Consider the following 23,973-nt stretch of genomic DNA (forward strand, 5'->3'; position numbering starts at 1 on the left):
TAAGTCAAGCAATTTTGCTCCGGAATGATTCGTGTAGGTCTAATTGTTCAGAATCGGTTCAGTGGGGTTTCGTATACTTCTCTTAGCATAGTTCCTTGGTTGCATAAATCGTAGAACTAAACATGACTAAAGCCTTTGATAAAACAGGATATATGCCAATAAATAGTGTCTAGGAGTGGAAATGTTGAAACTTGTAAATCGAAATAAATGGATTGCATCTGCGATGGTATTGGGTATTGCTTCAGGTTCAATCGTATCTCTGCCTTGGGTGGGCGGCGTCCAGATTGCTTATGCAGCGACAGCAGATACGCAAAGCGAAACTGGATTTGTAACACAAGCTCGCACCTTGGGTTTGATGACAGGCGGTAATCAGGGCGATTTTATGGCACAAAAAAATTTGACCCGTGCAGAAGCGGCTAAAATTTTGTGCAGTCTGTTCCAGTTGGAAGTTAACAACCAGTCGCAGACTTCTTTTATGGATGTATCGTCAGATGCATGGGGCGCTCCCTATATTGAGGCTGTACGTGCAGCCGGGTATATGACAGGTAACGGGGAACTGTTCCGTCCGGGGGATGCCATTACCAAGGAAGAACTGATCGTATCGCTCGTACGTGCAATGGACTTACAGGATGCCGGCACAGCGAATGCACAGCAAAATGCAGTTCAAGTTGCCCGCTCTTATGGTCTGTTATCAGAGGATGCTTCTACAACGGATTTGAAAAATCCATTGAACCGGGAGAGTGGTGCGGAAGTATTCGTCAGCCTGCTGGATCATCCGGTAGGAGAAGTGAAATCAGAGGGCAATACTGTTCGAATCGGAAATATCCCGTATCAGTTGGAAGGATCTTTGCAAGGTTTGTTTGGTGAAAATAACAAAGCTGTACTAAAAGGGGCAAAATTCGACCTTAACCGTAATTTGCGTACACTGACAGGTGTGAATAAGCTGGAAATTAACGCAGACGGTGGCGTTTTTGACGGCAAGGGCGTGTCTTTTGAGGGGCGCCTGATCGTTAATGGCTCGGTAACCTTGAAGAACATGTCCTCTACAGGGGTATTGGAAATCAAAGGCTCAGGGACCCAGCCTGTATCGGCCATTTTGGAAAATACGGCATGGTCTGGTGTGGAGCTGGGCTCTAAGGATGCAAAGCTGACAGCAACCGGGACGACGAAGATCGACAACCTGACGCTGAAAAATGATGCATCGATCGTGACCGAGGGAAATGCCGCGATTAGCCGCGTTTCGTTGCAACAGGGACTGGGCAAGCTGTTGGTTAGCGGCAGTATTGGTTTGCTGGATGCATCACAATATGTGGGCGTTCCTTTTATTACGCTGGCTAAGGGAGCTACAATCAACCAGCTTAACCTGCCGGAACAAAAACAGCCGCAGGATGTTATCATTAACTATGATGCGATGAAAGAAGCTGTTAGTCTCGTGAATGGCACGACGAACTCGTCCTCTGCTGGATCAGTTGTCACGGAAACAGAGAGCAAAGATAAGAAAAAACACAACAGTGATATTGTCAACGTAGACCGCAGTCAGCTGGAGGCAGAAGTCCATGCAGCCAAAGATCTGCTGGATCGTGCAGGTGAGGGTGGACCGGATCAGGCACTCTACCCGGCTACGGCGAAGGAAAGCCTGTCGGCAGCAATCCATCAGGCTACGCTGGTACTCAACAATACTACAGCTACACAGGCAGAGGTAGATCAAGCGCTCAGCACATTGAAACAGGATGTTTCTGTGTACACAGATTCAGCCACAGAACCGGCGATTGGAACACAGGAATTAGTTAGACTGATTCAGGTAGCTTCGACTACCCTTGAGCAAAATCGAATGGTTAGCGACGAATTCCCGCCTCTTTGGGATGAATCACTAAGTCAAGCTATTCAATTTGGCAATAATGTGTTGGAAGGGAATGCGCCTCAAAATATTGTGGATCGGGAAGTAGTAAGCCTGCGTCGAGTAATTAAAGTATACGAAGCATCGGTAAGACTCAGAGATGCCTATCTGCATTTTCTCGATGTAACGGATCATGTGGAGAATTTGAAAACAGACAAAGCGCGTTACAAGTCCGTAGTGAGGGAAGGATCAAACGTATATCTGAATCCATTATCTACAACGGAGCAGTTGGACGAATGGACACAAAAAATAGAAGGTACCACAGAATCATTCTTGGCACTGCAAGCAGCGGACTTCTCAGTGCTTAAAAATACTTTACAAGAAGCGCAGGTTATCTACGATCAGAGTGGCTCTCAAAATGCCGAACTGGGCAACCTCATTCAGGAATATACAGAGAAGATGCACACCGCTATGACGCAACTGGATGTATTGAACTTGAACATGGAGCTGAGTCAAAGGCTTGCGGAATTCACTGCACCAGTGCCTGCTACAACTCGGGAAAAACTGCAACAGCTGATTCATGACGTTCATCTAAAACTGCTGTCTGACCCTATCGCTCGTAATTATTTGAATACGGAAATGCTCCCTTTAGAGCAACTAGCAGAACAAGCCAACTTTGCACTCATGATGCCGTTTACTCCTGAGGAGCAATTGGTGATCTCTTATAATCAATTAAGTCAGGCTAAAGGGAACTATATTGAAAAATATAACGAGAAAAGACTACAATTAAGACACGAAATCATTGAAATGCAGGCATCGATCAATGGAATTTTGGTGCAAAATTCAGGCTCATTAAGCGCTGAAGCCCAGCAAGCCTTGTCTTCTGCTTCAGAGCATGCCTCCATCTTCTTAGGTTTGCCTAGCTTTGAATTGCAAGACGTGGTTCCTGTATACGAGGAGTTGCAACAGGTACAGAGCCAGTATGCTGCACCAATAGCAGTGGATACCATGTTCTTAAATTTCAACATAAGTATAGCTAATAATGAAGTTCAGACGTTCGGCCGTCATTATACCCAACAAGATAACGAAGAACTTCAAGGGCAAATTAATCAGGCAAGCCTTGTGCTTAATACTCCGGATATTACACAGCTTCAGGTAGATCAGGCTAACACAGATTTGATTACAGCACTTTCGAACTACCAATCCAAATGGATCGTAACTGATCTTGATATCAATGAGCTCAAGAACATTGCGAACAATCTGCTTACAGTAAATGGTACAGATCCTACGACGGTCTACTTTCACAGAGTAGTGGATGCATACAATCGTCTGGACCAGTATTATCCTATGCCGGAAATCAAGAAAAATTATATGAATCTGGAAGATGCGATTCAGGAGTATAAAGATTTTATAGCCAGCCAGCAACAAAGCAGCGGAACAGGAAGCAGTGACAGCAGCGGTGGAGCAACACCACCAAGCGATAGCAGCGGAACAGGAAGCGGCGACAGCAGCGGAGGAGCAACGCCGCCAAGCGATAGCAGCGGAACAGGAAGCGGCGACAGCAGCGGTGGAGCAACACCACCGAGCGATAGCAGCGGAATAGGAAGCGGCGACAGCAGCGGTGGAGCAACACCACCAAGCGACAACAGCGGAACAGGAAGCAGCGACAGCAGTGGAGGAGTAATACCACCAAGCGATAGCAGCGGAGACGATTCAGGCTCGATTCCTGGCGGTGGCAATGATGAAGGCATGATTCCTTAATAAGGGAAATGCAGGGAGTACAAGGGTGTATAAAAGGGGACGATCCCGCACAGATTTTTGTCTGCGGCGGGCGTCCCTTTTTGCATGGGCAGCGCTTCTAATACAGCTGGTTAGAATAACCGATACTAAAAGATAGACGATATTGAAAAGAGCGGGGGATTTATGAAAAAACAGGGGGTTTTATTTTTTATTATACTTCTGCTTGCGGTTGCGTTGCCGGTGTATCCGTTAGTGTCAGGTGTTTTATCTGGAAACAGTCATTGGAAAGCACACAACGGTGTTATTGATTTGCGTAATTGGGACCCTGAAAAGGAAGGCCCTATACAGCTGGGAGGGGAGTGGAAATTTTACCCCAATCAGCTTGTGCAACCTTCATCCTTTCATGAAATGCAACAAGATAAGGATTGGGAAAATCATCAGAGTTCTTCAGAGTTGAGGCTGGAAACGAGTTCTTCTGCCAAGATTGTGGATGTGCCTGGTAAATGGAATCAGTGGATGCCTAAGGGACAGGCGACCGGATATGGAACCTATCATATCCGTGTGCTGTTGCCTGAAAAAGCGGAAAATCTGTACGGCATCTATATGCAAAACATTCGCAGCGCCAGTCAAGTATGGATTGACGGAGAAAACGTGGGAGCAAGTGGTATTCCCTCTGTTTCTGCCGACAAGGGCAAGCAGGGCAATGTTCCCTATGTTGGATTTGCAGCGATAGATGGACATTCGGCTGATATTACCGTGCATGTGGCTAATTATAGCTACTCCTCCGGTGGAATCATTTATCCACTGTTATTTGGGGATTACGAGAGTATTACACATAGCCGGGAAGTTGCAATGGCAGAGGACACCATACTGATAGCAGGATTTTTTATTCCTACCGTATTTTTTATCATGCTATACCTTTTACGTAAAAAGGAGAAGGCATTGCTTTACTTAGGATGCTTTTGTATCGCGGCTTTATTTTATATTCTGACACATGGAGAAAAGCTGCTGGCTTGGGGAATACCGGACTTACCTTATGAATGGATACTGAAAATACAGTCGTTCTCGTCAACCCTGTTCTACTATTTTCTGATCCACTATGTTCATCTTTCGACGCAGATTGTTATGAATCGGCTCGTGCTGCGCCTCTATAATATTACAACCGCACTGATGCTGGGTATGGGGCTATTTCTGCCTACATTGGTACTCTCATCCTTTGAAGCATTTATTCTTCTTTTTGGTGTAGTCAGTGTGGGATATGTATTACTGATCTTGATTCGTGGGCTTCTTCAACGGACGGATGACGCTGCACTGCTAGTCATTAGTATTATGAGCATTCTTATGATTGTAGTGACTAGTTTTGTGTATATTCTGGGCTGGGGAGATGTGCGTGGAGTGACAGCCTATGAAATGCTCATATTCGTATTGGCTCAAACGCTCCTGCTGGCCAAACGTTTTGTACATTCGTTTAGGGAGGTTGAGAACCTGTCACGACGGTTGCTAACACTGGATGGGTTAAAAGATGAATTTCTGGCAAATACGTCACATGAACTGCGCACTCCTCTGCATGGAGTAATTAATATCGCTCAATCCATGCTAGACCGCTACGGGACACAATTCAATGAGCCGCAAAAGCACAACTTGGTCTTGATTGCGAATATAGGACGCAGACTTTCGTATTTAATTAACGATATTCTGGATTTTTCTAATTTGAAAAATGGCAGATTAGCCTTAAATCGTCGGCCTGTCAATGTACAGGCAGCTGTGAAGTCCGTGCTGGAGGTATTGGGTCATACAGTGGGTAAGAAAAAAATTCAATTTGTCAAAGAATTGCCCAATTCGTTGCCCAAGGTAGATGCGGATGAGGATCGGCTGATTCAGATTTTGTACAATTTGTTGGGGAATGCGGTGAAATTTACGGAGGAAGGCGAAATCGTTATCTCTGCCAAAGCGGGGAACCGTGAAATGGAAATCAGTGTGAAGGATACCGGGTCCGGTATTGCCCAGGAGCATCTTTCGCATATATTTGAACCTTTTAACCGAGGGGCGAATGCTGAGGATGAAGGATACAGTGGAACAGGGCTTGGATTAGGCATAGTCCGTCGTCTGGTGGAGCTGCATGGTGGTCATATCCGGGTAGAATCTAGATTGGGCAAGGGTTCGACCTTTTATTTTACACTGCCCTTAGCGCAGACTGGAACGTTGGCACATGAAGCTCAAAAAGATGTTTCGTCTGCGGTGATATTGCAGCCTGGTGTGACGTCGGGTCGGAATGTGATTCCGCAGGAAGAAGATGCACTGGAGCAAGTTCAGACTGTTCCTTACAAAGTGCTGGCTGTAGATGATGATGCGGTTAATCTTCGGGTGCTGGAGGAGCTATTATATACCACAGGTTGTAGCGTGGTGGCGGTGGATCATGCCGAGGAGGCACTTCACATGCTGAATGGCCGTTCCCGATTTGACCTAGTCATTACGGATTGGATGATGCCGGAAATGTCCGGTATTGAGCTGTGCCGACGGATACGGGAACGGTATTCCCTGTCCGAGCTACCGGTGTTGCTGCTGACGGCACGCGACCTGCCCGGGGATATCCGCGCAGGTTTTATGGCGGGAGCTAATGATTTTCTGCGTAAGCCTGTTGATGCTGAGGAATTAAAGGCGCGTGTGCGTACGCTGTTGAACATGCGTCATTCGGCGGAGGAAGCGGTGCGTTCGGAAATGGCCTTTTTACAGGCACAAATCAAGCCGCATTTTCTGTACAATGCCTTGAATGTCATTGTTTCGACCGTAGCCGTAGACCCGGACAAAGCAGCGGAGCTGCTCATGGAGCTGAGTCAGTATTTGCGGGGCAGTTTTGATTTTCAGAACAGGGAGAATACGGTGCCATTATCCAAGGAGTTGGAATTGGTAGAATCGTATGTGGCACTGGAAAAAGCACGATTTGAAGAACGTTTGCAGGTGACCGTAGAGGTAGGAAGGAACATCCGGTCGCTCATCCCGCCATTAAGCATTCAGCCCATCGTGGAAAATGCGATACGGCATGGTGTGATGCAACGGGCAACAGGTGGAACCGTGCGAGTGGTTGTGCAGGAGGATGGAACCGATTTTGTGGTCAGCGTGACCGATGACGGCGTAGGGATTCCGTCCGAGCGACTGGAACAGCTGCTGTCGGAGGATCATGTATCTTCCAGCGTGGGACTGCGTAATATCCATCGCCGTCTTATCCATATGTATGGAGAAGGATTGCGAATTGAAAGTAATCCTATGCAAGGGACGACGGTAAGCTTCCGTGTGCCGGAAACGACCTCGCCCCGGAATACCGATGAATAAAAAAAAGTACAGTGCATTTGTCGGAAAAGCTAAAGTCACGCCCGCAATGATACGATATATAAAATATAAGAAATTAAAAATCGTATGGATAAAGCAGATAGCATGTAAATAGAACATCATGATAAATGGTTGCAGCAGGAAGGGAGTACGGACACAAATGAAGGCGATTTTGATTGATGATGAGAGGTCGGCATTAACCTACTTGGAACGGTTGCTGGAGGCGGACGGACGGTTAACGGTAATGGGCAAATATACGTCTGCACAAGCGGGGCTGGATCATCTGGCAGCAGAACGTGCGGATATTGTTTTTATAGATATCGGAATGCCAGAGATGAATGGTCTGGAGGCCGCCGAGTGGATTCAACAGCTAGATTCTCATATTCATATCGTCTTTGTGACCGCGTACTCGGAATATGCTATTGAAGCGTTCGAGCTGCAAGCACTGGATTACTTGTTAAAGCCCGTTCATGCCCGGCGGCTATCCAAAACGTTAGATCGGATTGCAGCCACGCTGGCTGATCCCCGTTCTTCTAGTTTGGGAGCTTCAGCAGAGCAATCCCCCAAGGTACGTTGTTTTCAAAAACTTGAAATTTTGGAGGATGGACAGGAAGCCGTAGGTGCGAAACCATTCAAATGGCGCACATTAAAGTCACAGGAGCTATTTTCCTTCTTATTACACCATGAAGGGGAATGGGTGAGCAAAGAACAATTGCTGGATGCGCTGTGGCCTGAATATCATTTGGACAAGGCTGTTGTTCACCTGCACACGTCCATTTACCAAATCCGCAAGGCGTTGAAAGAACGGATGCAAGATACGAAGCTGGAATATAATTTGGATCGCTACCGCTTGAACCGCAATGGCTGGATTACAGATGTGGAGCTATTCGAGCGGGGAATATCCGAATGGGCTGCATCCGGTACCGGCGGTAAGCCGCGTATTGAGAGCCTGTTGGCACTATACCGTGGCAACTATCTGGAGGAGCACGATTACCCGTGGGCATATGCAAAAAGGGAGAAGCTGCGCAATATGTATCTGGCATGTGCTTCTGAGCTGGCGCGAGAAGAGCTTCGCTCAGGTCGTACCCGGCAGTCTGTTCAGCGCTTACTCAGCCTACAGCAACGGGAGCCGTACTCAGACGATATCTGCAGTCTGCTGCTGACCGCCTATGCCCAACTGGGCGATTATACCGCTGCTCAAAAGCATTATGAAAGCTTCGTCGGAATACTAGAAGATGAGTTGGGTATTGAGCCGCAGCAGGTGACGCACCAGTTGTACGTGCAATTGAAAACACAGACGCTACCTGCGTAAACTGCTGTACTGGCTCAGGTAGCACTCAAAAAATGCTTCAAGGGTATATCCTCTTGGAGCGTTTTTTTTATAGATGGAAATTTCGTTTTTTTTGTGTGAATCACCGAGCCTCTTTTCTTTAAGATCTGCTATTCGCCGCTACCTGTCTTCTTCAGCTCAGACAGGACAAGGCGGTAACCCCATTTCGATCAATGCTTCGGATGTTGGGGTAGTAAGAACAGATGTTAAAAACAAATAATCGACAATAGAAGCTCATATTCAACGTAAAAAGACCACCGGGAACAAGTTAACTATCTTGTTCCTGATGGTTTCGCTTTTTTGCCGTTATTCGGCAGGTACTTTCATCAGCATCCGCCTATAGAGGCTTATGCCCTTTTCTACTGAGCAGGCGCTGCCTTCAGTACAGCGTATCCGTAGGGTGGAAGCTTGGCAAGCAGCCCCCTCTCTCTAACGGACCACTGGCTTTCACCAAAGGCTAACTGCCATTCCTGCTCAGGAATGTCCAGTTCAAAAACGTGATCCTCATCGGAACGGTTGAGCAGCACGAGTAGCACTTCTTCCTCGCTGCGGCGCTCGTAGGCAAGTGAGGTGCCCTCTGGCTGTGCCTCCAAAAAGGTGATGCTCCCCTGATCACGGAGGACCGGGTGCCCCTTACGAAGCGCAATCAGCTCGCGGTAAAAGTCGAACAGCTCGCGGTCCTGTTTGTCGGTGTCCCACTCCATACACTTGCGGCAGCCTGGATCGGCATCTCCATCCAGGCCGATCTCATCGCCATAATAGATGCAGGGTGCGCCCATGTACGTAAACTGGAACAGGGCGGCCAGTCGCATCAGCCGCTTGTCATCCCCACACAGTGTCAGCAGGCGCGGTGTGTCGTGGCTATCCAGCAGATTGAAGGCAACCTCGGATGCTTGCTGTGGATAGCGGGCCAGCTGTCGTCCGATGGCGAAGGCAAAGCTTTGAGCATCAGTCACTTTTTTGACGAAAAAATCATTTACCGCGTAGGTGAACGGATAATTCATCGTTGCATCGAATTGGTCCCCCTGAAGCCATTCAGATGATTCATTCCACATTTCACCCAAAATGTACGCATCTGGATTGGCCTGCTTGACCGTAGTGCGGAATTCCCGCCAAAAGGCGTGATCTACCTCGTCTGCCACATCCAACCGCCAACCATCGATGCCGATTTCTTCGATCCAGTGCTTTGCCACATCCAGCAGGTACCTTTTCACCTCAGGATGTTCGGTGTTCAGCTTGGGCATCATCGGTTCCAGCCCGAATGTATCGTACGTTGGTATGCCATCCACCACTTTCAGGGGAAAGCTATGTACATGGAACCAGTCCTTGTAAGGCGAGGCTTCGCCTTTTTCTTGCACGTCAACGAACGGTTTAAACGTACGCCCTGAATGGTTGAACACCGCATCAAGCAGCACCCGAATTCCTCGGTCGTGGCAGGCATCGACCAGTTTTTTTAATGTCTTTTTGTCCCCAAAATGCGGGTCCACCTCCATATAATCCTCTGTATCATATTTATGATTGGTCGTCGCCTTGAACACAGGAGTCATATATATGGCGTTAATCCCTAGCTCGTTCAGGTGATCCAGGTGATCCAGAATCCCCTGAAGATCACCACCGAAAAAATTGTCTCTTTGTGGTGTTCCGCCCCATGTCTCTGCACCTTCTGGGCTGATAGAGGGGTCACCGTTCGCAAAACGTTCCGGGAAAATCTGATAAAATACAGCATCCTTCACCCATGCAGGTGGCTTCAGAATATCAATCGGGTTCAAAAACGGATATTGGAACAGTTTATCTGCATTTTGGGGTTCCTGGGTGGTGAAGTCGTCCTCGTTCATCCAAATACGTTCCTCACCGTCTTCTAGCAAAAATCCATATTTCAGCCGACGGTGAGTAGGTTTTATGCTGCATTCATAATAATCAAACCTGCCATCGGTAGCGAATTTGGACATCGGGACAAGCTGTCGGGTGCGGTCCCAATCGTATTTATCTCCGGTGAGAGCATGAACGGTATTTAGGTCATTTTTCTTCGCACGTAGCCGTAGAAATATCGTTTCATCATTGTAACCAAAAGCCCAATTACGTTTCGGGTGATGGTATATCGCTTCCAGCAGCATCGGGTAGTCCTCCTTTTTTACGAGCAATCAAATTTGAAAATGTGAAGCGTATGTCGTATAAGGTAGTTATTAACCTTTTTAAGTGGGTTATGTACCATAAATGCTATAATGCCCATTACATAAAAGAAAAACGATAAGTAGGTGTCTATTATGAAAACAAATGTGCTATACATCGAAGATGACCAGGATATTGGTGCTTGGACGCATCAGTATTTGGAAGAGCGGAATTACGCTGTAACCTGGCTTCGCAGCGGGGATGGGGCTGTGGAAGCAGCCCGTACGTGCCAACTCGTGATTTTGGATGTGATGTTACCCGGTCTGGATGGATTCACCATGGGGAAGCGGCTCAAGAAAGAGTACCCGGAGCTTCCCATTCTCATGTTGTCTGCCCGTACATCCATTGACGATAAGCTGCAAGGACTGGATTTCGCCGACGATTATGTAACCAAACCCTTTCACCCGGATGAGCTCATAGCACGTATAGAGATTTTGCTGCGCCGCTCGGGAACCGTGCCCGAAGAATCTTTACAACTGGGGCATCTCTCTGTGTTCTCTCCTGATAACCGTATTGTGAACCGTGATACAGGGGAGGAAATTACACTGACAGGCAAGCAATATCACATTTTTGCTTATTTGCTGCGGCATTTGGGCCAAATTATGACAAAAGAGCAAATGTATGAAGCGGTGTGGGGAGATCCATATATCGACGGAGACAAAACTTTAATGGTCCATATCCGACATCTCCGCGAAAAGCTGGAGATCGATCCTGCGGCACCCCGCATCATTGAGACGATCCGTGGTGTAGGATATCGGGTGAAAGCATAATGAGCAGGACGCGCAAAAATTGGAGGAGGCTGCACCCCAGCTCTAGGCCGGGTCAGGGAGGTCGGTTTCGCAGTTCACTGTTGTTCCGTTATCTGGTCATTATTGTGGTTGCTATGATGCTGTTGCCCATTGTGTTGCCTGCTACAGCCTTGATATATAGCGTGTTATTGAATTGGGGGACGGAGCTCAAGCCTAAAAACGCTTACTATCCCTCTACCACCCATACCGAAAATAGCTGGCATCGCGAAGCTGTAGCTTTGAAGGGAGCCACACCAGAGCAAATCTCAGCCCATCTGCGCAAAATACAACAAGATATGTTCCCTAACTCACAAATATTTTGGGTGGATACCGCAGATAAAACAAGGTTGGAGTTACCGACACAACCTAACATGCCAAAACAATGGAACGCTGCGCAGGCTATAGCTTTTATGAAGCAAGCAAGCTATGAGGGGCCGTTTACGGTAGTAGCCTTTATTGGTGGGGGCAAGAATGATGTGAATCAGGGCTATATGGTGTTAAAAGTGCCCCGTTCGTTCTTTGAACAGCCACCTACAGATAGTAGCATGTTCATGTACTATCTCTTTTTTATCGTATTGGTTTTGGGCGCTTTTATATTCGTATCTCTTCTGTTTTTTGGAGGCATTCGGCGTAGACTGTTGCAGCTTCAGGCCGCCATGTCGCAGCGAGGAGAGGATGGCTTGCCTATTCTTGTTACCACTGGACGCCCGGATGAAATCGGCAAGTTGGAAGAAGCATTTAATCAGATGGTTGAGCAGTTGGCAGAAAGTCGGGGACGTGAGCGTCAAGAGGAAGAGCTGCGGAAGAGACTGGTCGCGGATCTGTCACACGATATTCGGACGCCGCTTACGGTCGTGCGTAGCCATCTGTATACACTAGATGGTGAAAATCTGAGCAGCAGAGGGAAACAGTCGATTACACTGATGGAAAACAAGCTAAAAGACCTTGGGAGTCTGATCGACAATCTGCTCACCTATAATCTGCTAGCTAGTGGAAAATACACTATGAATAACACACCGCGTGATATCTTGCGGCTAGTGCGGGAGTGTGTAGCCAGCTGGTATCCGGTGTGGGAAAAGGAGGGTTTTGAAGTGGATATCGACCTGCCCGAACATAGTATGGTGTGGAATGTCGATGAGCAAGGCTTCCGCCGTCTGCTGGATAATCTTTTTCAAAATGTAGTTCGCCATGCTGCCGCAGGCCGATATATCGGTGTTCAAGTACAGAAAGATAATGGGACAGAGACATTGGTCATCGTAGATAAAGGGCCCGGTATGGAGCAACAGTCCAGTGAAAAAGGCGCAGGGATTGGTTTGGCGATTACAGAACTGCTGGCTCGCGAAATGAATTTGGAGAGGGAGATTATCAGTTCATCAGCCGGGACCCGAATCCGTTTTTTAAACAAAACTTAAACTCATAGTTCCCTTGGCTTTAAACTTGGCACGTTACGATAGGTGTCGAGGTGAGGAACTTGAACGAATACATTATTGAAACGAACAGTCTCAGCAAAATATACAAAGGCCGCGCGGCGGTTAATCAGCTGGACCTGAAAATAGCTCGAGGAGATATTTACGGATTTCTGGGTCCGAATGGAGCGGGAAAAACGACAACAATCCGCATGCTGCTTGGACTTATTCGCCCAACTCGAGGAACGATCCGTATATTCGGCAAAGATATTCGCAGACATAAGCTCGATATTTTGCGTAAAGTCGGCTCGTTGGTGGAGTATCCTTCGTATTATGGTCATTTGAACGCAATTGAAAATCTGGAGGCCATTCGCCGTATTTTGAATGTACCCAAGCAAAACATTGCGGAAGTATTAGAGGTCGTCCGACTGACCAAGCATGCCAAACGTCCAGTCAAAGGCTACTCGCTGGGCATGAAGCAGAGACTGGGTATTGCAGCAGCCCTGCTTGGGAATCCCGAAGTACTCATTTTAGATGAGCCTACGAATGGTTTGGACCCGGAGGGTATTCAGGAAATGCGCACATTGATTCAGGCGATGCCCGAGCAACGGGGGATCACCGTACTGGTATCCAGCCATCTGTTGAGTGAGGTAGAGCATATGGCGAATACCGTGGGTATTATCCGTGAAGGAGAGTTGGTCTTTCAAAACACGATTCACAATCTCCGTCAGGAATCTGCAGGCGGGATTCGGATCGTAGTGTCGGAACCGGAAGCAGCCCAGTTGATTGCGCGTGAGCAGGGCTACCATTCAGTGAAGGACGGATCGGCGCTGGATTTCGAGAACATGAATGATGCGGCTGTTGCGCTGTTGGTCAGAAGATTGGTCGAAAATACGCATGCCGTATACCGTGTGGAGGAACGCCGCAAATCGCTGGAGGATATGTTCATGCAGGTAGTGGGCAAAGGAGGGGCTTCCTTATGATGCTGCGAGCGCTCACGGCGGATCTGCTCAAAGCACGCAGAAAGGGAATCTGGTTCTTGGTGTTTCTCGGTCCTCTAGGGCTGGTAGCGATGCAGGGACTGAACTTTGGACTCCGCTATGACTATCTGATTCCGCGATACAAGGGGCGCTTATGGGAAAGCTTGATGGATAACATCGCTATTTTTGTCCCCCTTGCGCTGGTATTAGGAGCTACGATGGTCGCTTCCATGCTGGCGAATGTGGAACATTCGTCTAACTCTTGGAAGCAGCTGCTGGCTTTGCCTATTTCCAAATTTAGTGTTTATATGGCCAAGCTGACGCTAGCGATCGGGATGCTGTGCGTGTCCTGTCTACTCCTGACGGTCGGGACTTGGGTGTTGGGAATGATTCTTGGCTTTGGGGGAGAGCCTGCACCCGTAGGGGAACTGCTACGACTCGGGTTTTGGCCCTTGGGCGGCACGCTGCCTATGCTCGTATTATTGTTGTGGTTAACGGTCACGTTCCATAATCAGGCGCTGCCTGTAACACTGGGCATTACGTTAGGCATCGGCAGCTTGTTTGCTTCACAGCTGTCCGAATGGTTTCCGTTGGCCTGGCCGCAATTCGCATGGGTTGCACCTCAAGCATGGATGTTTGCGTCCGTCGGGTGCGGAACGGGCATACTCCTCAGCCTGCTGACAGCGGCCCATTTTAGCCGAAAGGATGTGGCGTAATGTTCGGAGGATATATACGGCTGCTTTCTGTTGAACGTATGAAAATGGCCAAATCGCCCGTTTGGCTGCTTGCGCTCGTCAGCCCGGCGATTGCCGTCTTGATTGGCTTGCTGGCGAATCCGGGAGGGAACTGGCTGTTGCTGTTGACTGCCATGCTTACATTACATGCCATGCTGTTCATGCCGATGCTGACCGCCGTATTTGGATCTCTAGTCTGCCGATTCGAGCATGGGGGCGGCGGTTGGAAGCAACTCATGTCATTGCCATTGTCCCGCACCAGTCTGTATGCAGCCAAGTTGACCATCATTATGGCCTTGGTCGGATTGACCCAGCTACTGTTCGGAGGAGCGCTGCTGGGTGTCGGAGCTGTGCAGGACATGAACGGACCAATCCCTTGGGCCGTGATCGCTCAAAGTTTGCTCGCAGGCTGGGTAGCCTGCCTGCCGCTGGCTGCGTTGCAGTTGATGGTGTCCTTCTTGTGGTCCAGCTTTGCCGCACCGCTTGCGTTAAATTTCGTCTTCACCGTGCCGAATATTCTGGTCGCCAATTCTCAAACCTACGGTCCGTACTATCCATGGACACAGCCTTTATTGGCGATGATGCCGAGTGGAAGAGACAACTTCGGGGCGTTCATGGTGCCAACTGACACACTGTTGACGGTTATAATAGGTAGCTTTGTCGTATTTACGTTGGCGGGACTGACCGTATTTCGTTATAAAGAGATATAGGGCGAAATACGGGGACTGCAAAAACTCCTTATCCTCAATGAGGGTAAGGAGTTTTTTACTGTGCTATTGGTTTACACTAAGCCTGAAATGGCACGGATATTATTGCTGATAAGGTGGCAAGAGGCGTCGAACTTCGCTTGTTCTTCCGGACTTAGCTCCAGCTCGATGACCTCTTGGATTCCTCTGCTGCCGATAATCGCCGGAACGCCCGTGCAGACATCGGTGTGCCCGTACTCGCCGTCCAATACAGCAGAGACCGCTATAATTTTACCATCATCATTTAAAATGGAACGGGTAATGTACGCCAGCGCATTGGCAATACCAAAATAAGTGGCCCCTTTGCGGGTGAAGATCTCCCAGCCTGCATCCCGAGTTTTACGGGCAATGTCGTCCAGATCGACGTGGCTGAATCGTTCCTTATGCTGACGCAAAATGTGTAAGAGCGGCTTGCCGCCAATCGTGACGTGTGACCAAGCGACGAATTGGGATTCGCCATGCTCCCCAAGAGCATACCCTTGTACGCTACGCGGATCTATGGAAAATACTTCAGAAAGCAACGTCTTGAGTCGGGATGAGTCAATGGAGGTGCCTGTACCGATCACCTTGTTGCGCGGCAGACCGGATATACTTTGTACCATATACGTTACAATGTCGACAGGATTAGCGGCAATGACGAATATACCGTCGAAGCCACCCTCCATAATCGCTGTTACAATCTCTCTGGTAATAAGCACTGCGTTGTCCAGCACAGATAGGCGGTCTTGCCCCGGTTTAGGGTTGGCACCAGCCGTTATAATCACAACGTCCATATCCGTGCAGTCTGCATACGTGCCGGCACGCACCTTGGTACGTGTGGACGTAAAATCCATACAATGAGACAGATCCAGTGCATGGGCCAAAGCCCGATCATACGTGCGGTCAATCATCATGATCTCATCACAAATGGACTGATTAACCATTGAGTAGGCACAGCTCGAACCGACCATTCCCGCGCCGACAATAGCTACTTTCCTTGCCTTCCCCTTCATCTATGTTGCCTCCTCGTTCCAGCGAACGTTAATATGCTACAAATTATGCCTGAAATACATTTTACGTTACATAACATAACATATTGCTGATCTTTTGAAAATATCCATTTTTTTGCCTCCATTCCGGGAAATTATAAATAAACTGTGAATAGAGGTGTTCTTTAGGATTAATTATAGAGTGAACGTGAATTATCAATACTTTTACTGGAAGATAGGAGAGCATGTTTCAATTTATATTTAAGGTAAATTCTGTGCAAATTATAACCTGAACTATCTTGATGGAAGGAATAGTGCCATGAAAACAATGAAAGTATGACATTTATATGACGTTCTTTAAAGAGTTTCAAGGACATACTTGAACGGAAGTATGCTCTGCAATGTCGTTTCTTGTATATCTACAAATATTCCGTTATGACAAAGGTTCTTAGCAGTCTGCAATATTAGAACATTTTTGCCAAAGGGTTTCCAATGGATTTCGCGAATTCTACATATACAAGCTTATTTCTTTCCATACCATCCGGGGAGGTAATGATTAAATGGAAGAAAGCAAATCGACGACGGAAGCAGCAAAACAGTTGGGAATCGGGGCGAGTACCCTTCGTAAATATGCAGCGGCGCTGGAGGAGCAGGGGTATGTGTTTCAGCGTTCCGCGAATCAATCGAGGATGTTCAGTGCTGAGGATGTTGAGTGCTTGAAGGTGATGCGGAGGGCGTTGCGTGAGCAGCATATGACGATGGAGCAGGCGGTTCAGGTGGTCCTTGAGAGAGTGACCGCTCCCTTTCAAATGGATGATGAAGAATTCCGCTTGCCACCCATCTCGGATGCTGAGTCACTAACCGCAACCTGGGAAGAAATAATGGCGGCGGCTGAGGGCAGGGATGAGACGGTCATACAGGCGCAAGCAGCTGCTACGGTAGAACTGACAGAACTACAGGATGAAATGAATGCTCAGGAACCGTCAGAGGAACCCATGCAGCTACAGTCGCAGGAAGAGTTGCAGACTTTGGAACCAACCATTGAATGTAGATTGGAGCAAGCACCTGTATCCGTGCAAACACAGGAGTCTATAGAGCCGCAAGAACTGGCGCAGATGCAGGACATGGTGCAAACTGCATTGTTGGAAATGCGGAGCCGTTTGGAGGAGCTGGAAGCAGAGCACAGCCGTTTGGTGGAAAAGAATATCAGCCTGTCTAACCAACTGGAGGATCAAAAACGCTGGATGAAAGAAAAGGTTGACGAGGAACGAGATCGGCAGCTAATTACTAATTTGCGTACCTACCAGGGCAGGCAACGCAAATCGCGCGGTTCGTTGTTGTCCTGGCTTGGTCTGACACCGCGCAGACGCAGAGAGGCATAACCAGCATCTTTTCTGATAAAGACCATCAGACCTTCCCGGTTCTGATGGTCTTTTATCGTGGATGGTATAATAACGGAATACAAGAATACGAGAACAAGCCGTATAAGAAACGTTGCTGCGGCATGTAGAGGAAAGGATATAAATATGTTTGCTTGGTTGCGAAACGCATATGAATCATGGATGGATTATCCGAAACAGCCTGGCGATTTACTGAGCGGACGTTATGATGTTCGTTCGCTTTTAGGCATGGGGAGCTATGGTCTAACCTACCTCTGTCTGGATCGGCACAGCGGACAAGAGGTGGCAGTGAAAATGCCCAGACCGAGCAAACGGGCGAAGGCAGTTCAGCTATTGCAGCGCGAGGCTCATATTATGCGGCAGATGGAACACCCCTATATTCCGAAGCTGCTCGAAATTGTCGAACATTTGAACGGAATAGTTGTGGTTATGGAATACATCTCCGGCATGACGTTGGAGGAGCTTATATTTGAACAGGAGCGTTCCTTTACGGAACAGGAATGCATTGTCTACATTTTGGAGTTAATGGAGCGAGTTCTGCATGTGCATGAACGGGGCTATATCCATCGGGATATCCGCATTCCCAATGTGATTCACCGTGAGGGGAAGCCCTACCTGATCGACTTTGGTCTTGCTCTGGCGGTAGGAGAGCGACAGGAGGATATATTTACCGAATCCATGCTGGAAAAGCGCGCACCCGAGCGACAAGATGTCGCCGTCTACAGCGATTTGTACGATGTCGGACATTTAATGCTTTTTATGCTGTATAGCAGTTACGAGCCTCAACCGGATCAACCGCCGGCAAGCTGGCAGGAAGAATTGAAGCTGAGTTCACCTGTGCGTCATATGCTGGAGCGTCTTTTTCAGATTCGGCCACGTTATGAGAACAGCCGACAGTTTATGCAAGAGCTGGAGGAAGCATTGTTGCTGCTTGAGGTTAACCCATAACATCCCTAAAAATAAACAGGCATTCGCCGCAAAAATGGGGGAATGCCCCCCTTACGCATTTGACCATGTCTACATACAATGATCCTGTAAATGAGCGAAGGGAGTGTTGTAAATGAGTCATATGTGTGGAGTAGGCGGCGGTATGGGTTGCGGTGTAGGAGCATGGACCTCTGTAGGAGCGATTCTGGTTCTGTTTATTTTGCTGGTGATCATCTCTAAAACCCTGTTTCTGTAATTTCGGTCTTGGCCGATTTCCTGTAAAATGCACAGATGTTGCCCTGCATAACGAAGGGCGCACAACAATAAAGCGAAGGCCCTTGAGATAAGAAGGGTCTTCGCTTTATAGGGTTTGAAGGAGCCTGTGGCATGCTTCTTGTGTTACGCTCTATTCCGTCGCTACTTCTTGTTGTTTGGCTAAGAACTGGAGTAATGACGGCGTTTATCCTTGTAATAGTGGTGTCCATTGTGACTATTCTTGTAACCATCTGAAGAAGAATGGCGTTTACGTTCACGTTCATAATAACGGTCTGAGCTGCTGTATCGCCGCTTATGAGAATGAGAGGTGGAATGTAGCAGGCGGTGCAGTAATTGTTTGAGCATCGTCTAATCCTCCTTCTTACCCTGTCAACTGACATAACAGGTTTTTATAAAACGGTAATACGCAGCAGCGTTAGAACAGGTTCCACTAATTTAAAGATTGTAGGGACTTGGCCTGAAATTCCGCAATATCCTTGAACTCTTCTTCGAATTTACGTGAAATGCGGATATAAATCGGCAGTAAATCGCGATAAATATCCACGTGTTCTGCTACAGGTTTGTGCTGGTGAGTGGTACCGATCATACCGGACACAGCATCCAGCGAATCAATCCGTCCCAGTGCGTACAAGCCCAGAATAGCTGCGCCCAGACATGAGCTTTCCAGACTTTCGGGGATAATGACTTCCTGATCGAAAATATCCGCCATGAGCTGTCTCCATAGCTCCGAGCGTGCAAATCCACCAGTGGCGTGAATGACTGACGGTCTGTCGATGACTTCTTCCATGGCGAGCATGACGGTATACAAATTGAACAGCACACCCTCCAGAGCGGCGCGAATCATATGCTCTTTTTTGTGACGCAGGGACAGACCGAAGAAGGAGCCGCGAGCATTCGGGTCCCACAGGGGCGCACGTTCACCGGATAAGTACGGAAGAAAGAGCAGACCGTCGGAGCCAGGACGTACCTGTTCCGCAATTTGGGTCAGCACATGATATGGATCAAGTCCCAGTCGCTTGGCCGTTTCCACCTCGGAGGCTGCAAATTCATCCCGGATCCAGCGGAAGACTATACCTCCGTTGTTTACCGGGCCGCCGATGACCCACAGCTTTTCGGTCAAGGCGTAACAGAAAAAGCGCCCTTTGGCATCCGTGAGCGGCTTATCAACTACGGTACGGATGGCTCCGCTCGTGCCGATGGTAACAGCGACAACTCCAGGTTTGATCGCATTCACACCGAGGTTGGACAAGACACCATCGCTGGCCCCGATCACAAAAGGAGTCGTCTTCAGTAGGCCCATGTCATGCGCATAGGTCTCATCCAGCCCTTTGAGCACATGAGTTGTCGGCACCAGCTCGGATAGCTGCTCCTTCGTCACACCTGCAAGGTGCAGCGCTTCCTCGTCCCAGTCTAGCTGCTGCAAATTCATAAGTCCGGTTGCAGAGGCGATCGAGTGATCCACGACATATTGGTGGAATAACCGGGCAAAGATGTACTCCTTAATGGAAATGAATTTATACGTCTGGGTCGCAACATCCGGTAAATCCCGTGTAATCCACATTAGTTTCGTTAGCGGTGACATGGGATGGATGGGCGTTCCGGTGCGTAAATAAATATCATGTCCGTTGTATTCATGTTTGAGCGCTTCGGCCCATTTGGCGCTACGGTTATCTGCCCAAGTGATAGAGGCGGTCAGCGGCTTGCCGTTCTTATCCACCGCCAGTACGCTGTGCATGGCCGAACTGAAGGAGACGAACAGCACATGCTCGGCTGATACTCCGCTTTGTTTCATGACCTCTTGCACCGTTGTCACGACAGCTTTGAAAATATCTTCCGGATCCTGTTCTGCCGCATCCGGCTCAGGTGTATGCAGCGGATAGCCCACATGGTGCTGGGCGGCAATATTGCCGTTTTCTTCGAAAAGCACCGCTTTGGTACTGGTCGTACCGATATCGACGCCGATCATATATCGGGTGTCTGTCATATTCAATCTCCCCTTCACTTACCGTTATTAGCTCATTATCGTTAAATTAACACACTCAGCAGCATAATCAAACCGAAAGCGACCAGGGAGAGGATGGTTTCCATAACGGTCCATGATTTTAGAGTCTGCGGAACCGTCATATTGAAAAATTCTTTAATCATCCAAAAACCGGCGTCATTCACATGAGACAAGATCAGCGACCCTGCTCCTGTAGCAAGGACGACCAGTTCGACATTCGCGCCGGGTGTAAGTGCCAGTACAGGTGCGACAATACCGGAGCCTGTCGTCATCGCGACTGTCGCTGATCCAGTGGCTACACGAATGAGCGCAGCGACCAGAAAAGCAAATACAATCACATTCATATGGGCTCCTGTAGCGACCGCTGCAATGGCCTGACCTACACCGCTGTCGATCAATACCGTTTTAAATGCACCGCCGCTCCCGATAATTAAGATAATAGAGGCTGTTGGTGCCAGACATTCACTGGTAAAACGGGACAAATCCTCTTTCTTTAGACCACGTGCATAGCCAAGCGAGAAAAAAGAAAACACGGCCGCAATCAGCAATGCCATAACCTCATCACCAATGAATTTGAAAAATACAGTGAGCGGATGTGTATTGGCCGGGTCTACGATTTCAGCGACTGATCCGCTAAGCATTAGAATAACAGGTAATAAAATGGTGAACAGAGTAATCCAAAAAGGAGGCAGCGACCGTCCCGTCGTATTTCTGAACTGCTCGTCCAGCCTCTCGGAGGGTCTGACCATGATTCTTTTGCCAATCCAAGCACCGAAGACCGGGCCTGCAATAATGGCGGATGGGATGCCCACGATGAGTGCATATCCTATCGTGCGTCCAATATTGGCGTTAAAGGCTTCAATCGCGATCATCGGAGCCGGGTGGGGTGGCAAAAGGCCGTGTACCGTCGATAGTCCTGCCAGCATCGGAATACCGATTTTCAGCAGAGACATATTCATTTTGCGGGCAACCGTGAACAGAATGGGAATTAATAAAATAATACCAACCTCAAAAAATACGGGAATACCCACGATAAAGCCTACAATCATCATCGCCCAATGAACGCGTTTTTCACCAAAACGATCCATCAGTGTGGTCGCGATGCGTTCGGCACCGCCGGATTCTGCCATCATTTTACCGAGCATGGTGCCTAAACCGATCACGATGGCGATGGAGCCGAGCGTACTGCCGAGCCCCTTGGTGATGGAGGCAGTAACTTCATGTCCCGGCATCCCGTTAACCAGTCCGAGAAATACCGACGAAAGCAGCAGTGAAACGAAGGGATTCCATTTGAATTTGGCAATCAGCAAAATCAAAAGAATGACGGTAACTAGCGCCCATATGAGCAGGGACGCGTTATGGCTCAAGCCGAGTAATGTGTTCATGAAGTAATGCCTCCTTATTCATTTATGTGTAGCTAAATGTATACTTGTCGACAACTTTAATGTAAAAGAGAACCGCGCCAGCAAAAAACGCATGAAGCGCGGTACATCGAATCTTTGTCACGTATGTTGCGGCTAGGACGACGTCTTTCTGTAGGGAGACAGGACGCTGTCGTTAACCGCGTTGCGGGTATCTCGGTAATGATCCTCAATAAATCCCGATAACTCCTGAGCATTCCCTTGACTTAAAGCGTTTGCAAAGGTTCGATGTTTGTGAATCGTGACTTGTGATTCTTCGATGTTAGACGCAAATCTTTGTTCTGTCGCAGCTAACATGACCGTCAGGATTAGCTGTCTCATACCATTCCAGGTATGAAGAATACGGGTATGGCCTGCTTCCAGAACCAGAGCCTCATGAAAATTAAAATCCTGAAGAGAAAATTCAACGACATCCCTGTACTTGAGAGCGACTTCCATTTTGTCAATCATCTGATTCAAAACAGTCACCAATGTGGCATTATCACTATGTACATACCTTTGTACAACAAAATGCTCAATCAGCATTCGCACATCGAATAGCTCCTCCATATCACTGGGGGTCATGCCAACGACAATCGCACCCATGCGCTCCAAACGAATCAGTCCTTCGCCCGAGAGTGCCTTCAAGGCTTCACGCACCGGAGAACGACTGGTACCAAAATCGGCAGCAATCTGATTCTCAGATAGAACAGTGCCTGGCGTCTGAATACCCCGTATAATCTGAAGCCGAAGTTCACAAGCAATCCTTTCCCCAAGCGATGCGCCCTGTAACCAGGTTGTTGGATATTTCATAGGATACTCCTATCTTGGAAATAATTTTGCATACTGGTATACAAGTTATGGAATATTATATACCCCGTTTAAGATCCTTGTAAACGGTGTCAGTTGACATCGGTTCCATTTCGCTGCTTTTAGCGTTACAATAGAAGCAGAAAAAAGAAGCAGTGAAAAGTGGAACGAACACGGAAAAGAAGGAGACCGTTTAATGATTATCATTAAAACCAAAGAACAAATTGAAAATATGAAAAAAGCTGGAGACATTTTGGCTGCTTGCCACCGGGAAATTGCCAAAATGATCAAGCCAGGCATTACGACACTGGAAATTGACGCCTTTGCAGAATCCTTTATGAAGAAGCATGGCGCCACACCGGAGCAAAAGGGCTATAACGGCTATCAGTTTGCAACTTGTGGCTCACCTAACGATGTGATTTGCCACGGCTTTCCGAATAAGACACCGTTGAAGGACGGGGACATCGTGACGATCGACATGGTTGTGAACCTGAATGGCTGGCTGGCAGATTCCGCTTGGTCGTATGCGGTGGGTAATGTGTCTGAGCAGGCGCAAAAGCTGCTGGATGTTACCAAGGAATCGCTGTATAAAGGGATTGAGCAAGCCGTTATCGGTAACCGGATCGGAGATATTTCCCATGCGATACAAACCTACGCGGAAGCGGAAGGCTTCTCGGTCGTACGCGAATTCATTGGGCATGGCATCGGGGAAGAAATGCATGAGCAACCGCAAGTTCCTCATTATGGACCTCCGCATCGTGGACCACGCTTAAAAGAGGGTATGGTCATTACAATTGAGCCAATGCTCAACACAGGCACATACCGCAGTAAAATTGATGCGGACGGCTGGACCGCACGCACGTTGGACGGCGGCTTGTCTGCGCAATACGAGCACACGCTGGCCATTACAGCAGATGGTCCGATCATTTTGACCCAGCAATAAAAGCAGGCACATCGATAGCATACAGACTAACGGGTTGAATGAGCTAGACATGTTACAGGAAAAGGGGCTGTTCAGAGGACAGTCTCTTTTGCTACGTGCATTCTATAAAAGTCTAGTACATGCGTGGAATAATAGTTCACCTCTAAAAAACCGAATTTGGCCTAAAGGCCGAATATCGGTTTTTTTCGTT

Annotated in this window: 18 protein-coding genes; 12 read left to right on the forward strand and 6 right to left on the reverse strand. The window is 48.1% G+C overall.

What is annotated here, in order from left to right; translation table 11 throughout:
- Positions 1-181: 181 nt before the first annotated feature.
- The 3 genes from NLX78_RS14255 to NLX78_RS14265 all read left to right on the forward strand — a co-directional run bounded on the left by NLX78_RS14255 (position 182) and on the right by NLX78_RS14265 (position 8,216).
- On the forward strand, positions 182-3,598 hold the full coding sequence (locus tag NLX78_RS14255; RefSeq protein ID WP_254350747.1) for an S-layer homology domain-containing protein: 3,417 nt from the start codon (positions 182-184) through the stop codon (positions 3,596-3,598).
- Positions 3,599-3,760: 162 nt separating this feature from the next.
- Positions 3,761-6,907, forward strand: a complete 3,147-nt coding sequence (locus tag NLX78_RS14260) for an ATP-binding protein (RefSeq protein WP_254350748.1) — start codon at positions 3,761-3,763, stop codon at positions 6,905-6,907.
- 157 nt (positions 6,908-7,064) lie between these two features.
- A complete protein-coding gene (locus tag NLX78_RS14265) occupies positions 7,065-8,216 on the forward strand; it encodes a response regulator (protein WP_254350749.1) in 1,152 nt (383 codons plus the stop codon).
- Between the two features lie 377 nt (positions 8,217-8,593).
- Here the strand turns inward: NLX78_RS14265 and NLX78_RS14270 are convergent, their stop codons facing one another.
- On the reverse strand, positions 8,594-10,348 hold the full coding sequence (locus tag NLX78_RS14270) for an alpha-glycosidase (protein ID WP_254350750.1): 1,755 nt from the start codon (positions 10,346-10,348) through the stop codon (positions 8,594-8,596).
- A 150-nt stretch (positions 10,349-10,498) separates the two neighbouring features.
- Between NLX78_RS14270 and NLX78_RS14275 the strand changes: the two genes are divergently transcribed.
- The 5 genes from NLX78_RS14275 to NLX78_RS14295 are packed head-to-tail and all read left to right on the forward strand — an operon-like array spanning position 10,499 to position 15,021.
- Complete coding sequence (locus NLX78_RS14275) at positions 10,499-11,173, forward strand: response regulator transcription factor (protein WP_061831149.1); 675 nt, start codon at positions 10,499-10,501, stop codon at positions 11,171-11,173.
- On the forward strand, positions 11,173-12,603 hold the full coding sequence (locus tag NLX78_RS14280) for a HAMP domain-containing sensor histidine kinase (RefSeq protein WP_254350751.1): 1,431 nt from the start codon (positions 11,173-11,175) through the stop codon (positions 12,601-12,603). The genes NLX78_RS14275 and NLX78_RS14280 overlap by 1 nt, the downstream gene beginning before the upstream one ends.
- Positions 12,604-12,662: 59 nt before the next feature.
- Positions 12,663-13,580, forward strand: a complete 918-nt coding sequence (locus NLX78_RS14285; RefSeq protein ID WP_250267284.1) for an ABC transporter ATP-binding protein — start codon at positions 12,663-12,665, stop codon at positions 13,578-13,580.
- Complete coding sequence (locus tag NLX78_RS14290; RefSeq protein WP_061831152.1) at positions 13,577-14,293, forward strand: ABC transporter permease; 717 nt, start codon at positions 13,577-13,579, stop codon at positions 14,291-14,293. The genes NLX78_RS14285 and NLX78_RS14290 overlap by 4 nt, the downstream gene beginning before the upstream one ends.
- Complete coding sequence (locus tag NLX78_RS14295) at positions 14,293-15,021, forward strand: ABC transporter permease (protein ID WP_061831153.1); 729 nt, start codon at positions 14,293-14,295, stop codon at positions 15,019-15,021. Before NLX78_RS14290 ends, NLX78_RS14295 begins: the two co-directional genes overlap by 1 nt.
- Positions 15,022-15,092: 71 nt before the next feature.
- Here the strand turns inward: NLX78_RS14295 and NLX78_RS14300 are convergent, their stop codons facing one another.
- Positions 15,093-16,049, reverse strand: a complete 957-nt coding sequence (locus tag NLX78_RS14300) for an L-lactate dehydrogenase (protein ID WP_061831154.1) — start codon at positions 16,047-16,049, stop codon at positions 15,093-15,095.
- A gap of 536 nt (positions 16,050-16,585) precedes the next feature.
- Here NLX78_RS14300 and NLX78_RS14305 point away from each other — a divergent pair.
- The 3 genes from NLX78_RS14305 to NLX78_RS14315 all read left to right on the forward strand — a co-directional run bounded on the left by NLX78_RS14305 (position 16,586) and on the right by NLX78_RS14315 (position 18,608).
- Positions 16,586-17,407, forward strand: a complete 822-nt coding sequence (locus NLX78_RS14305; protein WP_254350752.1) for a MerR family transcriptional regulator — start codon at positions 16,586-16,588, stop codon at positions 17,405-17,407.
- A 144-nt stretch (positions 17,408-17,551) separates the two neighbouring features.
- Positions 17,552-18,373 carry a serine/threonine protein kinase gene (locus NLX78_RS14310; protein WP_254350753.1) on the forward strand — a complete coding sequence of 274 codons (822 nt, stop codon included), beginning with the start codon at positions 17,552-17,554 and terminating at the stop codon, positions 18,371-18,373.
- Positions 18,374-18,485: 112 nt separating this feature from the next.
- Entirely contained in the window at positions 18,486-18,608 is a 123-nt protein-coding gene (locus NLX78_RS14315; RefSeq protein ID WP_231109480.1) for a YjcZ family sporulation protein, read from the forward strand.
- A gap of 179 nt (positions 18,609-18,787) precedes the next feature.
- On the opposite strand, the gene NLX78_RS14320 is transcribed toward NLX78_RS14315, so the two are convergent.
- The 4 genes from NLX78_RS14320 to NLX78_RS14335 all read right to left on the reverse strand — a co-directional run bounded on the left by NLX78_RS14320 (position 18,788) and on the right by NLX78_RS14335 (position 22,843).
- Positions 18,788-18,973 carry a hypothetical protein gene (locus NLX78_RS14320; protein ID WP_250259646.1) on the reverse strand — a complete coding sequence of 62 codons (186 nt, stop codon included), beginning with the start codon at positions 18,971-18,973 and terminating at the stop codon, positions 18,788-18,790.
- Positions 18,974-19,058: 85 nt separating this feature from the next.
- Complete coding sequence (gene gntK / locus NLX78_RS14325; RefSeq protein ID WP_069290933.1) at positions 19,059-20,612, reverse strand: gluconokinase; 1,554 nt, start codon at positions 20,610-20,612, stop codon at positions 19,059-19,061.
- Between the two features lie 41 nt (positions 20,613-20,653).
- Positions 20,654-22,015 (reverse strand): GntP family permease, encoded by a 1,362-nt coding sequence (locus NLX78_RS14330; protein WP_025722432.1) that lies wholly within the window; start codon positions 22,013-22,015, stop codon positions 20,654-20,656.
- A 132-nt stretch (positions 22,016-22,147) separates the two neighbouring features.
- The gene (locus NLX78_RS14335) at positions 22,148-22,843 is read right to left on the reverse strand and encodes a GntR family transcriptional regulator (protein ID WP_254350754.1); all 696 of its coding nucleotides are present in this window, start codon (positions 22,841-22,843) and stop codon (positions 22,148-22,150) included.
- Positions 22,844-23,036: 193 nt separating this feature from the next.
- Here NLX78_RS14335 and map point away from each other — a divergent pair, with 193 nt between their 5' ends.
- The gene (gene map / locus NLX78_RS14340; protein WP_023986734.1) at positions 23,037-23,783 is read left to right on the forward strand and encodes a type I methionyl aminopeptidase; all 747 of its coding nucleotides are present in this window, start codon (positions 23,037-23,039) and stop codon (positions 23,781-23,783) included.
- Positions 23,784-23,973 lie beyond the last annotated feature (190 nt).

This window comes from Paenibacillus sp. Lou8.1 (assembly GCF_024213565.1).
Classification (GTDB): domain Bacteria; phylum Bacillota; class Bacilli; order Paenibacillales; family Paenibacillaceae; genus Paenibacillus; species Paenibacillus polymyxa_B.